This window comes from Cupriavidus pampae (genome assembly GCF_914271485.1).
GTDB lineage: Bacteria > Pseudomonadota > Gammaproteobacteria > Burkholderiales > Burkholderiaceae > Cupriavidus > Cupriavidus pampae.
Window position 1 is genome coordinate 72,100 of the sequence record NZ_CAJZAG010000004.1, and the last position, 20,488, is coordinate 92,587.

The following is a 20,488-nucleotide window of genomic DNA, read 5'->3' on the forward strand; positions in this document are numbered from 1 at the left end:
CGATAGCGCAATGTAGCGGGGCAATCCCGCATCGACAATGGGGCGTGCGCGCACCACAATGTTGCGTCTGACGTGACAATGAAGTTTTCCATGGACCTCAACCTGATCCAGTCGTTCGTCGAGGTTGTCGACGCCGGCACGCTAGCGGAGGCCGGGCGCCGGCGCGGCGTGACGCGCTCGCAGATCAGCCGCCAGCTCGCGCAACTCGAGACACAGGCGGGCGCGCAACTGCTGCGTCGCACCACACGCCGGCTCGAGACCACAGAGGCCGGACAGTCGCTGTATGAGCATGGCGTGCGCATGTTGCAGGAAGCCGTGGCGGCTCAGGCGGAGATCGACAGTCTTGGCAAGACGCTGCGCGGGCATGTGCGTGTGAGTGTGCCGACCGGGCTAGGCGATGCGTATATCGCCCCGCTGCTGCTCGACTTCGCCGCATTGCATCCCGGCATCTCGCTGCGCGTGTTCTTCGCCAATCGTGTGACGGACTTGATCGCCGACGAGATCGACGTCGCGTTGCGGATTACTTCGAACCCGCCCCTCGACGTGGTGGCACGAGAAGTGTGCGCAACGCCTTGGCGACTATTCGCGTCGCCTTCCTACCTGGCAGGCATCGCGCCGCTCACGACCCCGGCCGACCTGACTCAATGCCATTTCCTGTGCCCGCCTTACGCGTCGCGACGCTTTCGGCTGATCCTCGAACGCGAGGGCGAACGCGCCACGATCGATATCTCGCCGCACCTGCAGTCCGAACACTTTCGCTTTCTGCTGCGTGCCACGCAGGCCGGGCATGGCGTGGGTCTGTTGCCCGCCTATGCGGGGTGGGAGGACATGAAGGCAGGGTCGTTAGTGCCCGTGTTGCCCGAGTGGGAGCCCGAGGGGCTCGGCCGCAAGCTTCACATCATCACCACACCGAACCTGCACCCATCGATGGCGACGCAGGCGTTGATTTCATATCTGCGCGACGAGATCCCGAAGCTGGAAGTGTTCTCAGTGCGAGCAAAAGGGTCCGATCTATGAAGTAAAATTACCGTATTTCGATAAACCATTAGTTTTACTCATTCGGATCATGCTCGAGAGAATTCACCTCTCCATCGTTCAGTGTGTGGACAAGCACGGGTCGCTGACTGCGGCGGCTGGCGTGCTGCATCTGACCCAATCCGCGCTCAGCCACTCCATGAAGAAGCTCGAGCAGCAACTCGGCACGGAGATCTGGTTGCGCGAAGGGCGCCACCTGCGACTGACGCAGGCTGGCCAATACCTGCTGGCCGTGGCCAATCGCGTGCTGCCGCAGCTGGCACTGGCTGAGGAGCGCCTGGGTCAGTATGCGCAGGGGGAGCGTGGCGCGCTGCGCATCGGCATGGAGTGCCATCCCTGTTATCAGTGGCTACTGAAGATCGTCTCGCCGTATCTGGCGCGCTGGCCGGATGTCGATGTCGACGTGAAGCAGAAATTCCAGTTCGGAGGGATTGGTGCGCTGTTCGGCTTCGAGATCGACCTGCTGGTCACGCCTGATCCGCTCTATAAACCGGGTTTGCACTTCGAGCCGGTGTTCGACTACGAACAGGTGCTGGTGGTCAATCGAGAGCATCCGCTTGCGGGTGTCGACTACGTCCGACCCGAGCAGCTCACACGCGAGATTTTGATCACGTACCCGGTGGAAATCGACCGGCTCGATATCTACAACCAGTTCCTCATGCCCGCTGGCATCTCGCCACGCCGGCACAAAGCCATCGAGACCACCGACATCATGCTGCAGATGGTGGCCAGCGGCCGAGGCGTCACGGCGCTACCACGCTGGTTGATCGAGGAGTACTCCGACAAGATGGCATTGGTGCCGCTACGTCTGGGGCCAAAAGGGATCCCCAAGCAAATTTTCCTCGGCGCCCGTGAGGCGGACATCGACGTCGACTACCTGAAAGCATTCATCGAAATCGCGCGCAAGCCGGAGTCCCATGGCATCAAAAGTGGTGCGTGATGCCGGACGCCGTCACCCACTCGTCAGCGCACTCCACCCCGCCAGCGCTGCCTTCGCGGTTTTTTCCAGCGTTGCCTTGCTGGCGCCGTCGCGCGCCTGGATCGACATGCCTTGTTGCACGGTCATGTAATACGTGGCTAGTGCGTCGATGTCGACCGAGGTGGCGATCTCTCCGGTTTTTACGCCTGATGCCAGCTTGCGGGCCAATACCTTGCTGCATTGCTTGCGCCTCGCGATGAGTTCGTTGCGGACCGTTGCGCTCTCTTCGCTGGCGTGCAGGGCGGATAGCACCACCAGGCAGCCGCTCGGCTTGTCTTTTCGCGTGAACGCGCGGGCGGTTTCCAGCAGGAAAGCTTCGACCGTGCCGAACGCGGTGTCCGCGTCTGCCACGGCTTGCCAGACGGAGGCGCCGTCGGTTTCCGCGTAAAGGCCAACCGCGTCGCGGAAAAGGGCTTCCTTGGAGCCGAAGGCAGCATAGAGGCTTGGCGAGGCGATGCCCATCGCCGAGGTCAGGTCGCTCATCGAGGCACCTTCGTAGCCTTTTGCCCAGAACACTTCCATTGCGCGTGCAAGCGCCACATCCCTGTCGAAAGCGCGTGGTCTGCCACGGGCGGCCATGTCGAACTCCTATTTGTGTGTCGATCATTATAAAAATATCTTGACCGCTTGCCAAGCGTCAGCTAATTTTGTGTCGGTCATTACATAAAGGAGTTGTCATGTTGTCTCTTGCAGGGAAGCGAGCGTTTGTGACGGGTGCCAGCCGAGGAATCGGTGCGGCGATTGCGCGGTATCTGGCGGCTGACGGCGCCGCCGTGGCGATCGGGTACGAGCGCTCGGCGAGCCAGGCTGAAGAGCTGGTCAGTCTGATCACCGCTGCGGGTGGTCGCGCGGTGGCGATCCAGATGAACGCTGCAGATCCCGCGTCCGTAAGGCAGGCTGTCGATCTGGCGGCATCGTCATTGGGTGGGTTGGACATTCTTGTCAACAACGCCGGCATCTTCCGCGCGGGGCCGGTCGATGAACTGACGCTAGACGATATCGATACGACGCTGGCGGTGAACGTGCGCGCGGTCATGGTCGCGTCGCAGGCAGCGCTGGCTTACATGGGCGAAGGCGGCCGCATCATCTCGACGGGGAGCAACCTCGCCGAGCGGGTGCCGGGCGAGGGCGCAAGCCTCTATGCGGCCAGCAAGGCGGCGCTGATCGGCTGGACCAAGGGCATTGCACGCGATCTCGGTCCGCGCGGAATCACCGCGAACGTCGTGCATCCGGGGTCGACGGACACCGATATGAATCCCGCCGACAGTCCGCGTGCGGATGGCCAGCGGGAACGCATGGCCATCAAGCGATATGGGCAGGCCGACGATATCGCGGCATTGGTAGCCTTCGTTGCCAGCCCAGCCGCGCGTTTCATCACCGGCACGGGCCTGACGGTGGACGGCGGGGCGAACGCATGAGCGCCGCGGCAAGCCGATCGCAGGCGGAACTGCGTCGTGTGTTGTGGCTGTTGACGCCTGCCATTGCTGCTGTGGTCGGCAGCGAGTTCATTGTGATCGGCCTGCTGCCGCGCATTGCGTCCGATCTGAAATTACCACTGGTTGGGGTGAGCCAGCTGACGGCGTTGTTTGCGTTGGCGGCGGCGGTCGCAGGTCCGCCGGTGACGCTGTTCGCAAGCCGCTATGCACCGCGACGCGTGCTTATCGTCACGCTGTTGCTGTTCGCAATGACCAACGCAGTGTTGGCTGTGGCATCGAGCTTTCCCCTGATGCTGATGGCACGTATCGCGCAGGGCGCCGCGCTACCGGCGTTCATCAGCGTGGGCACTGCCGAAGTGGCGCGCCTCGCGCCAGTAGAGACGCGCGGGAGTGCGCTGGCCCGTGCCAATCTCGGTTTCGTGCTGGGCGTACTGCTCGCACTGCCAGCCGGCATCGCGCTGGCACAAGCCGGGGACTGGCGTGTGCCATTTGTCGTGCTGGCGATCTTGCCGATGCCCATGGCGCTTGGTATCCACGCATGGTTTCCCCGCGCTGCCGCTTCGACGGTGCCAACCGCATCGAGCCAGCTAGACTTGCTGCGTCGTGGTCCCTTTCTGGGTCACCTGCTACTGTCGATCGCGTTGTTCGCGGGAATGTTCTCTGCCTACACGTTCCTCGGCGCGTGGCTCGAAGGTGGCTTGGGTTTGCACGGTTCGGACGTCGCGCTCGCTCTGTTGGGATTCGGTGCGGCGGGGTTGGTGGGCAATTCGCTGGCTGCGCGCGTGGCGGATCGTCTGCCGTTACTCGCCACCGGCATCGCCGTGGTCGCCTTGGCTGCTTCCGTCAATGCCGGGACATGGGTCCACGACATCGTGGCGGCAATTCTGCCGCTGGCGATCTGGAGCGTGGCGCATACCGCCGGCGTGACGCTGAGCCAGGTGCGGGTGGCTCTGGCCGGTGCCGAGGCACCGGCATTCGCCATGACGCTCAACGTGTCGGCGGCAAACCTTGGCATTGCACTGGGTGCCTCGGCAGGAGGGTGGGCGATCGACCGGTGGGGTATGTCGGCGATGGGAGTGGTGCCGGGATTGCTTGCGGTCGTGGTCCTCCTGATCGCCTACGCGCTCAACATTGGTGCAAGCGCCTTCAACGATTTTGTACAACTTGTACGGCATCTGGTCCGATCTATCGGCGCACGATAATTTATCGTTTGCACACGATTTCAGACGACTCACACGCATGTACACCAAGGGCGCATTCCTCGAACTGCAGTTTTCCGCGCAGCGGCTCAACGACGCTGCGGGCGATCCTTACTGGATCGATCTCTCGCGTGAAGAGGCGCAGCGGCTGCATGATCTGCTGCAGCGGCGCCTGAATGCGGAGATCTCCGATACCGCTCCGCCGCTGGTCGTGGCGCTCGATGCCTCTGCCGACGTGACGCCAGTTGACCTGCCCGTTGCCGCGCAACCGACGGATACAGGCTTTCAGCAGTGGGTCTGCCTGCTGTGCGGCTGGGTCTACGACGAAGCGGAAGGGCTGCCAGAAGAAGGCATCGCGCCGGGCACGAAATGGGCGGACGTGCCCGATGACTGGCGTTGTCCGCTGTGCGACGTGGGCAAGGAGGATTTTGCGATGGTGCCGCTTTAACCCGTCACGGCTCCGGTTGAAAGTTGTAATTGGCTTTCAGAAACTCGCCCAGATGGGTGCCGTATTGCTTGCCAAGGCAATTGGAAGAGAAGGGTTCAGTAGCCGGAACGAGGCATTCGACCTGTGTCTCGATTGCGCAGTCATAGAACAGCGCGATCGAATATCTGGAGCGGTCCTGATTGTTGAGAACGCGATGCGGCGTTGCTTTGATTCGCCCACCGCTCCAGGCCTCGAGGACTTGCCCGCTATTGAGCACCAGCCCGCCAGCGATGTCCGGTACATCGATCCAGTCGCCATCCTCGGCACGCACCTGCAGTCCACCGACGTCATCTTGCGCAACGAGCGTCAGGCAGCCGTAGTCGGTGTGCGGCGCGGAGCCATAGCTGTCGGCTTCCCTCACGGGAGCCGGAGGATAGTGCAATAAACGCAAGAAGACGTGGGCGGGCGAGAAGCGGCTCGAGAGCGTAGCAGTTGGAAGTGCGAGCATCTCTTCAAACGCGGGAATCAACGCCGCAGCCAAGGCACTGACGTCGTGACGGTAGCGCAGCGCCACGTCCTTCAGATCCGCCGGATCGGCAGGCCACGGTTGCGTGCCGCCTAACGGAGAATGAGACCATCGCGATCGCAGAGCCTCAGGCAGGTCGGACTGCGCAATAAACGACTCACTGCAATTCGGCTTGCGTGCCGTGCCCAGCGTGGACTTCGCCAGCGTCGAGGTACCCATCGGCAGAAAGCCACGCAGACTCGATCGATACCGGATATCAAGCTTCTGTTCTAACGGCAGCTCATGAAATCGCCGCGAAGCATCGAGCAGGGCGGCAATGACGCCGGGATCGATGCCATGCCCAACGAGCACCGAGAAGCCGGCATTCATGTGCGCGTCCTTCAACCTGCCGATGGCCTCGTGACGAGCCGGATGATTCGGGGTCAATAGGGGCGAGATGTCGATAACGGGGATGGCCATGATGTCTCCGATGTCTGGAGACATCATAGGAGGCTGCCCGTTTCCCCGATACCTGCAGTTACCGATTGAACTCGCGCGTATGAGGGTTTAGAAATTTCTCCACCTTTTGCCGGATACCAGAGTCGCGCAAGTTGACTACCCTTGTCAGGCGCTTTTGCGCCCGAATTCTTGGTGTTTCGATGTTCCTTGACGTGGGCCGTTCGGATTTCATCCGAGTGGCTAGGCTACTCAATGGGAGAGGAGTCCTAATGGACCATGCTGCCGCACAGAAGGCATTTAGAAAGTGCTTGAGCGAGCCTCAGCGATTTCCAGTTATCGCGGTAAAGGGCCCGTGGGGTAGCGGCAAGACACATCTATGGTTGGAGACCGAGAAATGGCTTAAGGAAGCTGCAGGCGAACCAAACACACGAGCGGGCATCTACTGCTCGCTCTTCGGCTTGAACTCGGTTGAAGACATTCGAAAAAGCTTGCTGACGTCGATGATGGATGAATCGGCGCCAACCCTTTCCACGGCCGGAAAAGTTATGGGTGCGCTTGGCACCGGCCTATTCGAGTTTGTGGGAACTTATGTTCCAGGGGTGGGTGCTGCAGCAAAAGTCGGCGCGTCGGCTATGACGGCCTTGACCGATGTCTATACGAACAAGCATCTGGCAGGCAGACGAATCATCCTTGATGACATGGAGAGGCGAGGCGGGCTCCTGACAATCGTGGCAATTCTCGGTCTGATAGATTTTTTGCGAGGAGCGGGAGCCCAGGTCGTCGTTCTCTTCAATGACGAAAGGATTCGAGATGACGCGAGCAAAGAACTGAAGACGTTTCGGGAGAAAGCATTCAATGTTGAACTGGAAGTCAGGCCGTCTGTGCAAGAAGCGTTCGATATTGCCTATGGAAAGTCGTCCTTTGCGTTTGAGAAAGAGCTCAGGCAGGCATATGTACGGTTTGGAATCACCAATATTCGAGTAGCCGAGCGCATTGTCGAGGCCGCGGGCCACATCTTTGCGGGACAGGAACCATCAACGGGGTTCGGTGCCATAGTCAAGGAGACGATGCCTGCGATCGTGGTGGCGACGGGCCTGTTCTATGAAGCTTTACCGGGGTGGCCGCTGCTTGCGGAGGTTGTTGAGACGCTTCTTTCCCGCGGCGAAGAGCAAACCAACAACAGGCATCGCGAGCCGGTTTATCCACCGGAAGATATGCTAGCCAGCTACCTCGGAAAGGTCGAGCCGGAATTCTTTAGTCTAGTCGCTCTCCATGTCAGTACCGGGGCCTTGGTCGAGACTGAACTCCGCCATTATTGGATGCGAAGACGTGTGCGAGAGGAGGCGGATGAGCTTCACAAGAGCATCTTCTGGTCACCTGTAATTTCTGTCGATCAAATCATCGATAGCGGTGACGCATTGATGAAGAAGATTGAGTACCTCGACGGTAGGCGGCTTGGAAAATTAAGCAACGGTTTTTCTCATCGAGGTATTACCTATCTGGAAAAAATCGCGTCCGACGCCGAGGAACGTTTCTACACAAAACTCGCCATGAGCCGGATCAAGCCGGTGGCACCACCCGTCCAACTCGAAGAGCATGATTTCCGCGGGCTTCTGGAACTCAAGAAGGCGTTGCTGGACGCGACCGACAAGCGATTCTATCTGTCGGCGGACATTTATGACGCGGTGCAACGTGCGACAAGGGAAGATTTCGAGTTTGTGTTTGGCTCAGACGAGCGGGACGTCTTCTGGCTGGGGGTACTGTTTCTCAAAGCGTGGCTAGACGAGGTGGACGAAAATTGGAATGGGCCAATAGGACAAGCGCTACGCTATGTCTTGGATCGTCCCGATGCAGACCGACGATATGCAATTTTCTACCGAGAGCTCGCGATAGATGGCGAATCCAGGGGAATGTCCACCCTTCGCTTCCCGCAACTTCTAAGAGGGACTCGGTGGAGTTTCGAGTCAGCACCGATTCCGACGGCGCCATAACGGCGTGATGCACTGTCAGGCAAGAGTTACCGATTCCTCGCCTCACATCGGTCGCCCGGCATCCACCCATTCCTTTGTGGCGTCCGGCGTTAGCCGAAACCGCGCACAGTTGTACTCTCCCAGCGCCTCGAGCGTATCGGTCAGCATCGCGGCAAAGCCGGGTGCCTTGTCTTCCGTGTACCGCAACGCCTCGATTGCCGCGTATGCGGACTTTCGTTCCATGACGATCATCCTGATGGCTTCCTCAATAGCGGGCCGATAGCGCAGGCGGCGGGGATCTGGTGCGGCGAACGAGTCCTTCACCACCGTGTACTTCTTGATGGATCGGCGATAAGTCCAGGTGAACAGATCGACTGCAGCCGATGTGTCGCGCAGTTCGTAGATGCCGAGCATCGCTTGCGCATAGTCAGACGGATCGACGTCGAGGAAGGACAACGGTGCGCAGTTGTAGAGCATCAACGGGATGTTTGCTGCCAGCCGGCTCGTTCGCTTGTTACCATCTTCGAATGGCTGCAGGTAGGCAATGTTCACCCAGAGGAAAAAGGCGCCTTCGATCGGGTTCTTGATGAGGCGCGCCTTGCCCACAATCGCCTGCAACATTTCCTGCAGCACTGCGGGCACCTGCGCGGGTACGTACACCGTGTCGCTGATATTCACGACGGTATTGCGAATGGCCCCTAGCGCGTCGTCGTTTGCCAGCAAGGCCTCCATCAAGGTGGCATGCAGGTTGCGCAATACCGCTGTTGTCAGGCCTTGTGTGGGCACTCCTTCCACGAGGAACTCGATGGCTCGCTTGTGGTTGAGCAGCATCTGCGCATCGGCGTCGTCACCATCGACGCCGCGCTCGAACAACTCTTTCGTTGCCAGCAGCGTGTATCGGTTGCCCTCGAGGTGAGAAGACGACCACGACAGATCGACCAGCAATTGTTCGAAGACCTTGCGCGCGTAGGTTCCCGCCGGCTGCTGCCCCGAGAGGCGGCCGGCCTGATATAGCTCCTCAGCCAAGGCCTGCGGCAACAGGAAGCTCTCGTTAGGACGATAGCCGTCGACAAAGTCGCGGTGATAAGTGACAGGATCCCTCGCGCCGAGGGGCGCGCTCAGCCGTTCGCGTAGAACGGTGGATGCCTGTGACCAGTCGGGTTGGGCGTAGAGATTGGGCTTCGGACTTGGCTCCGTTGCTCCCTGGGGGGCCGGCGCTGGAGGCGTGACACGCGCTCGCACCGGCTGCGCGAGCGTATATCGCGTGGCCCTTGCGCGACCCGTGCGTATCAAATGCCCGCTGGCGCTGAGGGCCTCCAGGTGGCGCCGAACGGTGGCTGAACTGCCGCGCGCCTCATGGACGATCTCGCTGGACGAGGCGGGTAGCTGGCCCTTCGTCGCGAGTCGTTCGATAGCTTGCAGTACCTGCTCGGGCGTCACGCTGTTCATGAATCTGCTCAAATCTGCTCAGTGTGATGAGCAGATTAGACGATATTGAGCAGATTGTAAGCAAATTTGCGTATAAAGATAACTATAAGTTACTTTATTTCGCAGGTGGGTGAGCAGATTTGAGCAGATTTGAGCAGATTCTTCATGGATTGAGCAGATTCGTGAGCAGATTCGTGTCTTAATTATGCTTCTAGCATCACCCTCCGCATCGCCACGCTTCCAGCAATGTACGGATCATGCGTCACCAGCATCAGCGCGCATCCGCGCTCGCGCGTCATGTTGACCATGGTGTCGATGACTTCCTTTTGGGTGATCGGGTCCAGACGGGAGGTCGGTTCGTCGGCGAACAGGAAGACGGGGTCGAGTAGCAGGGCGCGTAGCAGTGCGAACCGTTGCAGTTCGCCGCCGGAGACTTCGTTGGGCAGGCGGGCGAGTAGCGGGGGCGGCAGGCGCATCTGCTGCATCAGCGGGGCGATGCGTGCCTGATCCAGGCGGTGGCGTTTGCACAGGTCCGTCAGCGCGTGGCTGATGGCGCGGCGGGGGGCGAATGCGGACGTCGGCTCCTGGTAGATCTTCTGGTAGCGCACGCGGTCAATGGTTGCGTGGCGGTGGACGGCGCCGTCGTCGGCGGCGAGCAGGCCCAGCAGGATATTGCCGAGGGTGGATTTGCCGCTGCCGCTCGGGCCCGTGACAGCCACGCGTTCGCCGGCGTGGAGTGTGAGGTCGAGGTTCCGGAACAGTTCGCGCGGGCCGAAGCGTTTGCGCAGGTGCGTCGCCTGAAGGACCATTTCACCGGGATGGGACACCGCGTGTGTGGTCCACGATTCAGGGTCGGCCGCGATTAGTGCACGCGTGTAGGCATGCGACGGTTGCGTCAACACGGCGTTAGCTTCGCCGCGCTCGACAATCTGGCCCGCGAGCATTATCGCGACATCCCCATCGAGGGCGCGCGCAACCGCGATGTCGTGCGTGATTGTCAGCACGGTGCAGCCGGCTTCGAGCGCTTGCCGCAGTCGCGCCACGATTTCGTCGCGGGACGCGTGATCGAGGCCCTTGGTAGGCTCGTCGACGATCAGTACCGGTGCGCCACCGGCACGCGTGATCGCGAACGCGGCGCGTTGCGCCATGCCGCCGGATAGCGTGATGGGCCATGCGCGAGCGGTGTGGCCGATGCCGAGCGTGCGCAACTCGTCGAGCGTGTGGCTCCACGCGTCGGCGCCTGCCTTGCGGCCTACCAGTGCATGGGTTTCCGCGAGCTGCGTGCCGACGCGCATGGTGGGATCGAGCGCGACCCATGGCTCCTGCGGCAACAGTGCGATCTCGTGACCCCAGGACGCACGGCGTGCTTTGCTGTCGTTGGCATCGAACGTCCGACCCGCCAGCGCAATGCGTCCGTGCGCGCGCAATCCACGCGGCAGTGTGCCCATGATGGCTTGGGCGAGCAGGCTTTTTCCGGAGCCGCTTTCGCCAAGCAGCGTGAGGGCGCGGCCTGCCTGCAGCGTGAACGTGACAGGTCCCAGCAGCGAGCCGCTCGCGCTTTCCACGCGGAGCGCGTCGACATCGAGCAGATTATGCAGCGCAGTCATGCGAATCTCTTCCGGTCCGCTCCGCCGCCAAGCAGCACGAGCGTCAACGTGGCCAATGTCAGCACGACGATCGGGCACGCGATGATCCATGGCGCCTCGGCCGCGTAAGGCAGTAGCTCGGTCATCATCAGACCAAGCTCGGCTGCGGGCGGTTGCGCGCCGAGGCCGACGAAGCCCATTGCGGCGAGCGCAAGGACCGCGGCGCTCGCGCCGAAAGTCATCAGTGTGGCGAGCAGCGGCAGGAGCTCCGGCAGTACGTGATGGCGCAGCACATGCAGCGGCCCGAATCCCAGCAGCCGCGCGGCTTCCACGTGCTCGCTCGCAAGCAGTACCGCAGCCGAGGCGCGCGTGACGCGGAAATACTCCACCCATAGCACTAGCGACAGGCCCACATACAGTGGCCAGAATGCGCCCGGTGCAAACGCGCTGAGCAAGAGCACGAGCAGCAGACCGGGGAGTGCCAGCACCGCATCGGCACCGGCGCCGATGATGCGCGCGGTCCAGCCGCCGCGCCACGCGGCCAACAGGCCCAGCAGAGTGCCGGGGATTGCGGCGGTCATTACGCTCAGCACGGCAAGACCCAGCGACAACCGACTCGCGCTGGCCAGCCGCGCGAGCATGCTGCGGCCGAGATGATCGGTGCCCAGCGGCTCGTGGAGGCTCGGCGCCTGCAGAATGCCGTACAGGTTCTGCTCGAACGGCGCGCGCGACGCGACCCACGGGCCGGCGAGCGCGAACACCACGAGGAGCACCAGCAGCGTGAGGCCGCAGAGATGCTGCGGCGAGCGGAAGCGCGTCATCACAGGCCCTCCTTGCGAAACCCGCGTAGCCGCAGGCGCGGATCGATCCACGTGCACGCGAGATCGACCAGCGTATTGAGGGCCACGAACATCAGGCCCATCACGATCGCGGTGCCCTGGATCATCGGTACGTCGCGGCCGAAGATCGCATGGACGAGTGCGTGGCCGATGCCCGGCCACGCGAACAGCGTCTCGATCACAACCACGCCTTCGACGAGAAACACCAGTTGCACGCCGAGATACGCCACGAGCGGAATGGCGGCGTTGCGCACGCCATGTCGCAGTAGTGCATCGCGATCGCTCAGGCCCTTGGTCTGCGCAAAGCGGAAGTAGGCAGATTCGGTCACCGCGGCCATCGCATCGCGTGCCACGCGCATGGCGGTGGCCGACAGGCCCAGGCCGAGTGTGATGGCCGGCGCGAGCAAACCGCCATGCTCGTGCGACGCGCCAACGGGAATCAGTCTGAGGTCGAACGACAGCAGTGATACCAGCACGATGCCCAGCACGAACGGCGGCATCGCGCGCAGTAGCACCGATGCCACGAGTGTGGCGCGATCGAGTGCGCCACCGGCGCGCAGGCCTGCGACAAAGCCTAACGGCACCGCGATCGCACACGATACCGCCAGCGCGGCAATTGCGAGCGTCAGCGTGTGACCGAGCTGATGGGCAATCTCCTGTGCCACCGGCGCGCCGGTGACCGCGGACAGGCCGAGGTCGACGTGCAGCAATTGATGCCACCAGTTCAGCAGCGCCTGCGTCCAGGGAAGGCCCAGGCCAAGTTCCACGCGGACGGCTTCCGCCGCCTGCGCCGTCACCATGTCGTAGCCGTAACGGCCGGCCGCGACGCGGAAGGCCATGTCCCCGGGCAGCAGGCGCATCATCAGGAAGCTCAGCGTGCCGACCAGCGCGGCCACGATCAGCGCCTGGATGCCACGCTGGAGCAAGATGCGCGCGACCGCGCGCGTGGCGACATGCGGCGGCGACTGCGCGTCGGAAGTTGCATGCAATGCCGGGCCTGACGCCACGGATTCAGGAAGCACTACGGATGGCTCGTTCATGTCTGCCACTGCAGCTGCGTCAAGCGATAGGTCCGCTCGTACGGGTCGATCGAAACATTGGCAAGACGCGGGTTTGCCGCGAGCGTCTGCCGATACCACACCACGGGAATGAGCGGCAGATCGCGTTGCAGCGCCGCCGCAATCTGGCCTCGCAACGCCTGAGCCTGCTGCATATCAACAGTGGCCGGCAATGCCGCGAGTGCGTTCGCCACGGCGGGCGCGCTCCAACCCATCGCGCCCCAGTCGCCACCGTTGCCCGCAAAGTCCTGCGCCACCGCGCCGAACGCATCGGGTACCACGCCGTAGTTGCGTGCAAACAGGCCGATCTCGAGCGAACCATCGCGATGCGAGAATGGAATGTCGCTGGAATTGCCAACGGCCACACGCACCTGAATACCCACAAGTCGCAACTGCTCCTGAATGGCCGTGGCGATGACCGGCAACTCCGGCCGGTCGGGGAACGTCCGCAGCGTGAGCGCAAAGCGCGCATCGCCGCGCTGCAAGACGCCATCGCCACCGGGCGTCCAACCCGCGGCGCGCAGCAGTTGCCGCGCCGCCTCGATGTCATGCCCCAATGGCGTCAACTCCGGATCATGCCAACCCGGCAGCGACGGCGGAAACAGCTGCGTCGCGGCAAGCGCCGGATCGCGCAGGATCGCGGTGGCAATGCCGCGCCGATCGAGCGCCAGCGACAACGCCTGCCGTGTGCGCGCGTCGGAAAGATAGGGATGCCCCACGTTGAGCTTCAACAGCGTGGTGCGAGGAATCGTGACCGCGTGAATGCGCACGTGCGTAGCGCCGCGCAGCCGTGCAATGGTGCCGGGGTCGAGGCCGTAGGCAAGATCCGCCTGGCCATTCTCGATCATCAACGCGCGCATCTCGGCGCGGCCGACCGACACATACGAGGCCTCTTTCACCACCGGCCGCGCACCGCGCCAACCGGCGAACGCCACGATCGAAAAGCGCTGCGGGGGCGCGAGCTCGACAACGCAGTACGGACCCGACCCGACGATCGTGCGCACGTTGCCATCGCGTCCGAACGATGCTGGCGCGAGTACCTGCGTGCTGCTGTGCGACAGCAATGCCAGCAGTGGTGAGAACGGACGTGTGAGCCGAATGCTTACGCTTTCGCCGTCATTCCCGCCGCTGGCGAAAATCTCGGCGATCGGCGCGCGCGACAGCACCCCTGCGGCATGGCGCGCACGCGCAAGCGCGGCAACGATATCGGCCGCGCGTACCGGCGTCTCGTCATGGAAGCGCGCATCGCGCCGCAGCGTAAAGCGCCATAGCAGCCGATCGGTCGAGACACTCCAATGTGCGGCCAACCCCGGCACCGGCATCCCGGAGAGGTCGTAGTCGACGAGCGTCTCCGTGACCTGCATGCGCGCGAACATATAGCCATTGCGCAGTGGATCGAGACTCGACAGCTCCCACGGACCAATCACACGCACGGCATTGCGCGATGCCGCGGGGGCTGAGGCAGTGGAATGCGCGTGCGCATCTACTGATGCCGCTGCCAGTCCAGCCAGCGGCGACATCATCGCGGCACGCAGCAGGCGACGGCGCGTGGCGGACAAGGGGGGCGTTGGATAAGCGAGCATCGCCATCAATAGCTAAGCCGCAGCCCCACACGCACTGCGCGGCCCAGCCCCGGCGCAATCCACACACTGCTATACGAATTCGCGTAGTAAGTGCGATCGAACAGATTGTCGACGTTCAGGGATACGCGCACCGTCTTGCTGTACTGCCAATAGGCCAGCAGATCGGCCAGCGTATAGGTAGGCAGCGAGAACGAATCCTGCGTATCGCCGGGGCGCGTGCCGACGTAGCGCACGCCGCCCCCCACGCCGTAACGCTGGCCGATTGGCGCCTGATCCTCGTAGATCGCCATCAGGCTCGCGCTTGTACGCGGCACGTTGGCCAGCGGGGTGCCTGACGCAAGTCGCGAGTCTTGCGTGATCTCGGCATCGGTGAAGGCAAAGTTGCCCGTCACACGCCAATGCGTGGTGATCTGACCGGCCACGTCGAGCTCCACGCCGCGGCTGCGCGCCTCGCCGGCAGCGATCTGAAATGACGGATCGAGCGGATCGGTAGTCAGCACATTGCGCTTGTGAATGTCGAATACGGCGAGCGTGGCGCTGGTGCGGCGATCGGTCGTATCGAAGCGCACGCCGGCTTCCAGCGCGCGGCCGCGTTCGGGCGAGAACGCATTGCCGTTGGCGTCGCTGCCGGCATTGGGACGGAACGAGCGGCTGACGTTGGCGAACAGCGCAACGTTCTGGCTGGCAAGGTAGGTCACGCCGATGCGTGGCGACACAGCGGTTTGATGCTGGCCGGTGCTGGTGGTACGCAGGCGGTTATCGAGCGACTGGTTGAAGACGTCGAAACGCGCGCCCGCCAGCACGCGCCAGCGCTCGCCCAGCTGCATCTGGTCCTGCGTGTAGAAGCCGACGTTGGTCTGACGCTCGTAGGTATTGGTGTTTGGCAGCAGCGACGGCGGCGTCTGACCGTACACCGGCGAATAGATATCGATGGCATAGGGCGCCGCCGCGCTGGGGTTGCGCCGCAGCAGCACCTGGCTCGTGCTGAAGCGATAGGTGTCGATGCCAAGCAGCAGCTCGTGCCTGATCGGACCGGTCGCGAACTTGCCGGTGACATCGGCCTGCAGCGACACGTCGTCTGACTGAAAGTCGCGATAGCGGCGCTGGCGCGTCAGTGTGCGGCCATCGGCCTGCAATGCGGTGGCTTCGGTGGAGAACCCTTCGAGGCTCCCGCCGCGATAGGCCATCGCCACGCGTCCCTTCCAGCTTTCCGAGAACTGATGTTCGACCGTCAACTGGTGAGACTGACTATCGAGTCGGATATCGCCGTCGTTCGGCTCGCCAAGAAAGCGTGAGCGCGGCACCGCGCCAAGCTGACCGTTCACGGCGACTACGCCGCGATCGAGCGGCACCGTGTAGCGCTGGATCTCGGCCGTGTACTCGATGATCGTGTTGGGACCGACAGCCCACGTGATCGACGGCGCCAGCAGGTAGCGCTGGCTGTTGATGAAGTCGCGCGAGCTGCCGTCATGGTCGGCCACGGCGATCAGCCTGCCTGCCACGTTCTCGCCCAGCGGCCCGGTGATATCGGCGACGCCGCGATAGTGATCGTAGTTGCCGGTCTCGATCTCGTACGTCTGCGCCGGCTTGAACTGCGGTTGCCGCGTGACGATGTTGAGGATGCCGCCCGGATCGCTGCTGCCATAGAGCGAAGACGCCGGGCCTTTCAGCACCTCGATGCGCTCGATGGTCGCGGTATCGCGCGGCGCGGTAAAGCCGCGATTGGCGGCAAAACCGTTGACGAGGTAGCCAGCCCCGGTGTTCTCGTTGCCGCTGAAACCGCGGATCGCATAGTTGTCCCACAGTCCGCCGAAGCCGTTCTGGCGCGAGATGCCGCTCGCATAGTCGAAGGTCTGGTCCAGCCGCGTGGCCCCGATGTCATCGACGAGCGTGCGCGGCAGCACGCGCACCGACTGCGGAATCTCGCGCAACGGTGTCTCGGTACGGGTGGCGCCGGTGGCGTACCGCGGGGCGTAGCTGTCTTCCGCGACGCCGGTGACCACGACCTCCGGCAGGCGGGCCTCCTCGGCACCGGCCTGCGCCGCGAGCAGTGACGCGGCGAGTGCCAGCGAGGTTGGCATGAATCGGCAAGAAGACATTCGAGGCGCGCGCATGTTGTCTGGCTATTGCAACAAAGTTGCATATAGTAGCAGCGAACGTTGCGCGGCCTAATAGAAAATTTCGTTGGGACGTTATGCGCGGCGTGAAAGCAACGGTTGCGCGAAGGCGCCGAACAGGATGCCCAGCGCGGCCCATTGCACGGCCTGCAGGCCGAACGCGGCAACGCGGAATTGCCAGAGCAGCGAGGCCGAGAACGCTTCGGGGATTTCGTTGACGTCGGGCAGCAGGGCGCTGGCAAGGCCAATCAGCACGAGGAACAAGGTACCGCCGGCCAGCGTGGCATTCCATGTGCCCAGGCGGTTTGCGAGTCGACGCGCGAGTACGAGCGCCACCGCAAGTGCCACCAGCGACAGCACGATCATCGTGAAGAACAGCGCGGTGCGGCTGCCGATCGTCGATGGATCACCGATCGAGGGCGGATTGGGCGGGTACTTGAGAAATGGCACCAGCACGATCGTGATAAAGCCAAGCAGCGCCATCGCGGCCGACAGCGCGCGCGGACCTATCCGTCCGATGCGCCCGTACGCATACGCGAACACCAGCGAGAACAACCCGCCGACGGCGCTGCCGAACACGGCCAGACCGACGAACAGGCCCAGCCCCGACTGCACCTCGCGGCTCACGAGCTCCGGCATTTCATGGGCGTGGCTGCCGCCCATGGCGTGTTCCATGCGCTCTTCGTAGGCGATGGCGCCTTCCACCTGTGGCTCACCGAAAACCTTGGCAAAGGCGAAGACCAGCAGGCTCGCAAGAAATCCCGCGATCATGCCGCGTATCAACAGACTTCTGACCATAACGGCGCCCGTCAGTGGCAGGGGAAGCCGAGCAGATGGCGACCGTCGTGGACGAACTCGTGCACGTACATCGTGTTGAAGATCGCCGCGGCGCCTTCTTCCACGCCCACGAAATAGATCGCGAGCAGCAGCAGGATGCTGCCGAAGATGGCCCAGGGCAGCAATTCGCGCACGGGAATCGAAACGGGTTCGAAGGCGGGCGAAAGGGCTGAATCGAACGTAGCACTGGCGTGCATGAAGACTCCTTGTGGAATGACGCGTTCCGAGATGGATGGCAGGGCTTCGATGGAAGGTCTGACTCCCCATGCCGCATGGGATACAGTGGCGCGACCGTGCCGGATTTCCACCGGCTTCCTCGCATCGAAATTGGGTGCCATTGTAGAGCATGACCGTCCAACTCACGTTGCTATGCCAGCCCGCCTCCGCCGCCATGCGTGCCGGCGTGTTCCCCGTCGCCGATGAAACACACGCCGCGCAGCGCGAGCCCGCGCTCCGGGAAGTGGACTACGGCAGATGGGCCGGACGATCGCTGAAAGCGCTCGCCGAGGCCGAGCCCGACGCGCTCGCGCGCTGGCTCTCGGACCCGGACTTCGATGGGCACGGTGGCGAGTCGATACGCGCGCTGTGCCTGCGCATTGCGCAATGGTTTGCGGCGAAGGACTGGCCCGACGGTCATACACAGGTCATCGTGCCCGCGAATGTCGTCAAGGCGTGCGTGCTGCATGTGTTGCAGGCACCGGCGTCCGCGTTCTGGCATCTCGATATTGCGCCGGAATCGACGACCGTACTGTCGATGCGGCAGGGCCACTGGCGCGTGCAACTCTGATTATTTGCCCAACCCGCGCGACTCCCACACCCGGCTGGCCATGACCGATCCGGCCACCGCGAGGATCATCGGCACCAGGAAATTGTGATTGACCTGCGTGAACTCGGCCACAAGCACGACGGCTGTCAGCGGCATGCGTTGCGAGGTGGCGAGGAACGCCGCGGCACCGACCAGCGCGAACGCGCCGAGCGGCACACCGGGCCATGCATAGCTCCACAGCCCGCCGAGCACGATCGCCATCAGCGCGCCATTGGCCAGCGCCGGCGTCAGCAGGCCGCCGCTCGCCCCCGCGCGCAGGCTGCCCGCGACGATCAGGACCTTGAGCACTAGCAGCGTGGCGGCAAGCCCGATCGCGACGTGGCTGTCGAACGCAAGCTGTGCCGCGCCCTTGCCATTGCCGAGCAGTTGCGGGAAGTACATCGCCAGCACGCCGATGATCGTGAAATTGACGAACGCATACACCGGCAGGCGCCAGCCCCGTGCGGGACGGCTGCGCGCGACATTGGTGAATTGGATAAAGGCGTGGCCGGCAAGGCCGAACAGCGGCCCGCAGATCAGCGCCCACACTACGAGGCTCGCGGTCGGCAGGAAGGTTGGCACGACGTACTGCACCTCCGCGCCGATACCCAGCCATGCCACGCCGGCGGCGATGGCGGACGTGGCCATCGCCAGGCAGGCGGCCTGCCAACTGAACGTGATCAGCAGCACCTCCATCGTAAACACGGCGCCACCGAGGGGCACGTTGTACACAGCCGCAAGGCCGGCGCCCGCGCCGCACGCGACGATCATGCGGCGTTGCTCGGACGTGAGTCCGGTGCGCGCGGACAGCCAGCTGGCGAACAACGCGCCGATTTCCCGCGGCGCGACTTCACGGCCCAGCGGCGAGCCCAGCGCAACCGTGATGATCTGCAGCACCGCATGCGCGATGGTCGTACCGGGCGGCATCGGGCGCGTATCCGAATCCACGGTCTGCTTGACGCTGACGATGGGTTTGCCGAAGCGGTAGATCAGCCACCAACCCAGGCCCGCGACCAGACCGCATCCCATCAACACAAAGAGGCGTCGCTGCGCCGAGGCATGCGTCACGCCGACCAGGAAACTCTCGGTGCCGATGGTGAAATCAAGGCTGTACCCATAGGCCATATGCTGGATCTTGTGCAGCAGCAGTGCCAGCAGCATGCCGCCGAGGCCCGAGCCGATACCCGTCAGGATGGCCACGACGCCGAGCTTGATCGAAAAGCGTGGGGCAGACGTGATGCCAGTGGAGGCGCTGGCGGCGAGCGGAGCGGTGTCGTTAGGCTTCATGCGAGGGATAGAAGGAGCGGATGGCGCACCGCATGGTGCCATATCGACGACAGGTAAGTGGCTCTACGCGGCATCGTCGCACTCATCGCCACGCCTCACCACTCATCGCCGCTCATCGGCCGTGGCCGTCTCCGCAAAATAACGTGCCGGCGATTTGCCCATCGCCTTGCGGAACATCGTGATGAACGCACTGACCGATTCGTAGCCGAGATCCTCGGCCACACGCTGCACGCGTGCCCCGGCCGAGAGCTTGCCGAGCGCCACCACGATATGCAACTGCTGTCGCCAGCGGCCAAACGTCATGCCGGTTTCGCGCAGAATCAGCCGGGTGAGCGTGCGCTCGCTGACCGCAACATGATCGGCCCACTCTCCTGCCGTGCGGCGATCGTCGGGATGCGCGGTCAATGCGTCGGCGATGCGGCGCAGCTTTGCATCCTGCGAGATCGGGAAGTAGAGCCGTTCGACCTGCATCTGCCCCAGTTCTTCGAGCAGCACGCCGACCATCCGGTGGGTGCGGCTGTCCGCGTCATAGTTCTGCGGGTCGGCGGCAATGCGCAGGATCAGTTCTCGCAGCAGCGGCGTGATCGATAGCGTGCAGCACTCGTCGGGCAAGGCTGCGGCGGTCGGTTCCACGCACAGCAGGCACAGGTCGGTATCGGCGGTAACGCGCATCAGGTGCGGGCGCCCGCCCGGAATCCATACCCCGCAATGCGGCGGCACCATCCACAGCCCGGTTGGCACCTCGCAAATCACGCTGCCGCGCAGGGCCACCACGAGCTGGCCCTTGCGATGGTGATGCATGCCCTCATCCTCGTCGCCGCGCAGCGCCTGGATGCGCAAGGCGATAGCGGGCTGCACGATGCGATCGAGATCGTTCTGCGCGCGCATATGGGAGAGGGTGGACATGTGTTGGGGGGGCGGGATGTTGGGTTGACTGG

At 63.2% G+C, this 20,488-nt stretch carries 19 protein-coding genes and 1 riboswitch; of the genes, 7 read left to right on the forward strand and 12 right to left on the reverse strand.

The annotated features are described in order from the left end of the window. The first annotated feature begins 90 nt into the window (after positions 1-90). Together LDO41_RS11190 and LDO41_RS11195 are read left to right on the forward strand one after the other, a co-directional pair. The gene (locus LDO41_RS11190; RefSeq protein WP_223987399.1) at positions 91-1,017 is read left to right on the forward strand and encodes a LysR family transcriptional regulator; all 927 of its coding nucleotides are present in this window, start codon (positions 91-93) and stop codon (positions 1,015-1,017) included. Positions 1,018-1,066: 49 nt separating this feature from the next. Further along, on the forward strand, positions 1,067-1,975 hold the full coding sequence (locus tag LDO41_RS11195; RefSeq protein WP_223987402.1) for a LysR family transcriptional regulator: 909 nt from the start codon (positions 1,067-1,069) through the stop codon (positions 1,973-1,975). A 12-nt stretch (positions 1,976-1,987) separates the two neighbouring features. Here the strand turns inward: LDO41_RS11195 and LDO41_RS11200 are convergent, their stop codons facing one another. Beyond that, positions 1,988-2,593 (reverse strand): TetR/AcrR family transcriptional regulator, encoded by a 606-nt coding sequence (locus tag LDO41_RS11200; RefSeq protein WP_223987405.1) that lies wholly within the window; start codon positions 2,591-2,593, stop codon positions 1,988-1,990. 98 nt (positions 2,594-2,691) lie between these two features. Here LDO41_RS11200 and LDO41_RS11205 point away from each other — a divergent pair, with 98 nt between their 5' ends. The 3 genes from LDO41_RS11205 to LDO41_RS34200 are packed head-to-tail and all read left to right on the forward strand — an operon-like array spanning position 2,692 to position 5,097. Then, positions 2,692-3,432, forward strand: a complete 741-nt coding sequence (locus LDO41_RS11205) for an SDR family NAD(P)-dependent oxidoreductase (RefSeq protein WP_223987408.1) — start codon at positions 2,692-2,694, stop codon at positions 3,430-3,432. Beyond that, positions 3,429-4,652, forward strand: coding sequence for an MFS transporter (locus LDO41_RS11210; protein ID WP_223987412.1), 1,224 nt, complete (start codon positions 3,429-3,431; stop codon positions 4,650-4,652). The genes LDO41_RS11205 and LDO41_RS11210 overlap by 4 nt, the downstream gene beginning before the upstream one ends. Positions 4,653-4,689: 37 nt before the next feature. Next, positions 4,690-5,097 (forward strand): rubredoxin, encoded by a 408-nt coding sequence (locus LDO41_RS34200; protein WP_223987414.1) that lies wholly within the window; start codon positions 4,690-4,692, stop codon positions 5,095-5,097. 4 nt (positions 5,098-5,101) lie between these two features. Here LDO41_RS34200 and LDO41_RS11220 read toward each other — a convergent pair whose 3' ends face one another. Continuing rightward, positions 5,102-6,061: an isopenicillin N synthase family dioxygenase gene (locus LDO41_RS11220; protein WP_223987417.1), complete on the reverse strand. Its 960-nt coding sequence runs from the start codon at positions 6,059-6,061 to the stop codon at positions 5,102-5,104. A gap of 248 nt (positions 6,062-6,309) precedes the next feature. Here LDO41_RS11220 and LDO41_RS11225 point away from each other — a divergent pair, with 248 nt between their 5' ends. After that, on the forward strand, positions 6,310-8,031 hold the full coding sequence (locus LDO41_RS11225) for a P-loop NTPase fold protein (protein ID WP_223987420.1): 1,722 nt from the start codon (positions 6,310-6,312) through the stop codon (positions 8,029-8,031). Positions 8,032-8,073: 42 nt separating this feature from the next. On the opposite strand, the gene LDO41_RS11230 is transcribed toward LDO41_RS11225, so the two are convergent. From LDO41_RS11230 to LDO41_RS11265, 8 genes are all read right to left on the reverse strand, one after another. Then, positions 8,074-9,459, reverse strand: a complete 1,386-nt coding sequence (locus LDO41_RS11230; protein ID WP_223987423.1) for a Fic family protein — start codon at positions 9,457-9,459, stop codon at positions 8,074-8,076. Between the two features lie 182 nt (positions 9,460-9,641). Further along, on the reverse strand, positions 9,642-11,045 hold the full coding sequence (locus LDO41_RS11235; protein ID WP_223987427.1) for an ABC transporter ATP-binding protein: 1,404 nt from the start codon (positions 11,043-11,045) through the stop codon (positions 9,642-9,644). Then, the gene (locus tag LDO41_RS11240) at positions 11,042-11,845 is read right to left on the reverse strand and encodes an ABC transporter permease (protein WP_223987429.1); all 804 of its coding nucleotides are present in this window, start codon (positions 11,843-11,845) and stop codon (positions 11,042-11,044) included. Before LDO41_RS11240 ends, LDO41_RS11235 begins: the two co-directional genes overlap by 4 nt. After that, the gene (locus LDO41_RS11245) at positions 11,845-12,903 is read right to left on the reverse strand and encodes an ABC transporter permease (protein WP_223987432.1); all 1,059 of its coding nucleotides are present in this window, start codon (positions 12,901-12,903) and stop codon (positions 11,845-11,847) included. The genes LDO41_RS11240 and LDO41_RS11245 overlap by 1 nt, the downstream gene beginning before the upstream one ends. Further along, a complete protein-coding gene (locus LDO41_RS11250) occupies positions 12,900-14,510 on the reverse strand; it encodes an ABC transporter substrate-binding protein (RefSeq protein WP_223987435.1) in 1,611 nt (536 codons plus the stop codon). Before LDO41_RS11250 ends, LDO41_RS11245 begins: the two co-directional genes overlap by 4 nt. Next, the gene (locus LDO41_RS11255; RefSeq protein ID WP_223987438.1) at positions 14,510-16,585 is read right to left on the reverse strand and encodes a TonB-dependent siderophore receptor; all 2,076 of its coding nucleotides are present in this window, start codon (positions 16,583-16,585) and stop codon (positions 14,510-14,512) included. Before LDO41_RS11255 ends, LDO41_RS11250 begins: the two co-directional genes overlap by 1 nt. A gap of 111 nt (positions 16,586-16,696) precedes the next feature. After that, entirely contained in the window at positions 16,697-17,392 is a 696-nt protein-coding gene (locus LDO41_RS11260; protein ID WP_318036284.1) for a CbtA family protein, read from the reverse strand. Between the two features lie 38 nt (positions 17,393-17,430). Next, positions 17,431-17,655 (reverse strand): CbtB domain-containing protein, encoded by a 225-nt coding sequence (locus LDO41_RS11265; RefSeq protein WP_223987460.1) that lies wholly within the window; start codon positions 17,653-17,655, stop codon positions 17,431-17,433. Positions 17,656-17,700: 45 nt separating this feature from the next. Then, positions 17,701-17,784: riboswitch (adenosylcobalamin (AdoCbl) riboswitch) on the reverse strand. A 20-nt stretch (positions 17,785-17,804) separates the two neighbouring features. Between LDO41_RS11265 and LDO41_RS11270 the strand changes: the two genes are divergently transcribed. Further along, a complete protein-coding gene (locus tag LDO41_RS11270; protein ID WP_223987478.1) occupies positions 17,805-18,245 on the forward strand; it encodes a histidine phosphatase family protein in 441 nt (146 codons plus the stop codon). On the opposite strand, the gene LDO41_RS11275 is transcribed toward LDO41_RS11270, so the two are convergent. After that, complete coding sequence (locus LDO41_RS11275) at positions 18,246-19,550, reverse strand: chloride channel protein (RefSeq protein WP_223987481.1); 1,305 nt, start codon at positions 19,548-19,550, stop codon at positions 18,246-18,248. It abuts the gene before it with no gap. 102 nt (positions 19,551-19,652) lie between these two features. Beyond that, positions 19,653-20,456, reverse strand: coding sequence for an AraC family transcriptional regulator (locus LDO41_RS11280; protein WP_223987484.1), 804 nt, complete (start codon positions 20,454-20,456; stop codon positions 19,653-19,655). Positions 20,457-20,488 lie beyond the last annotated feature (32 nt).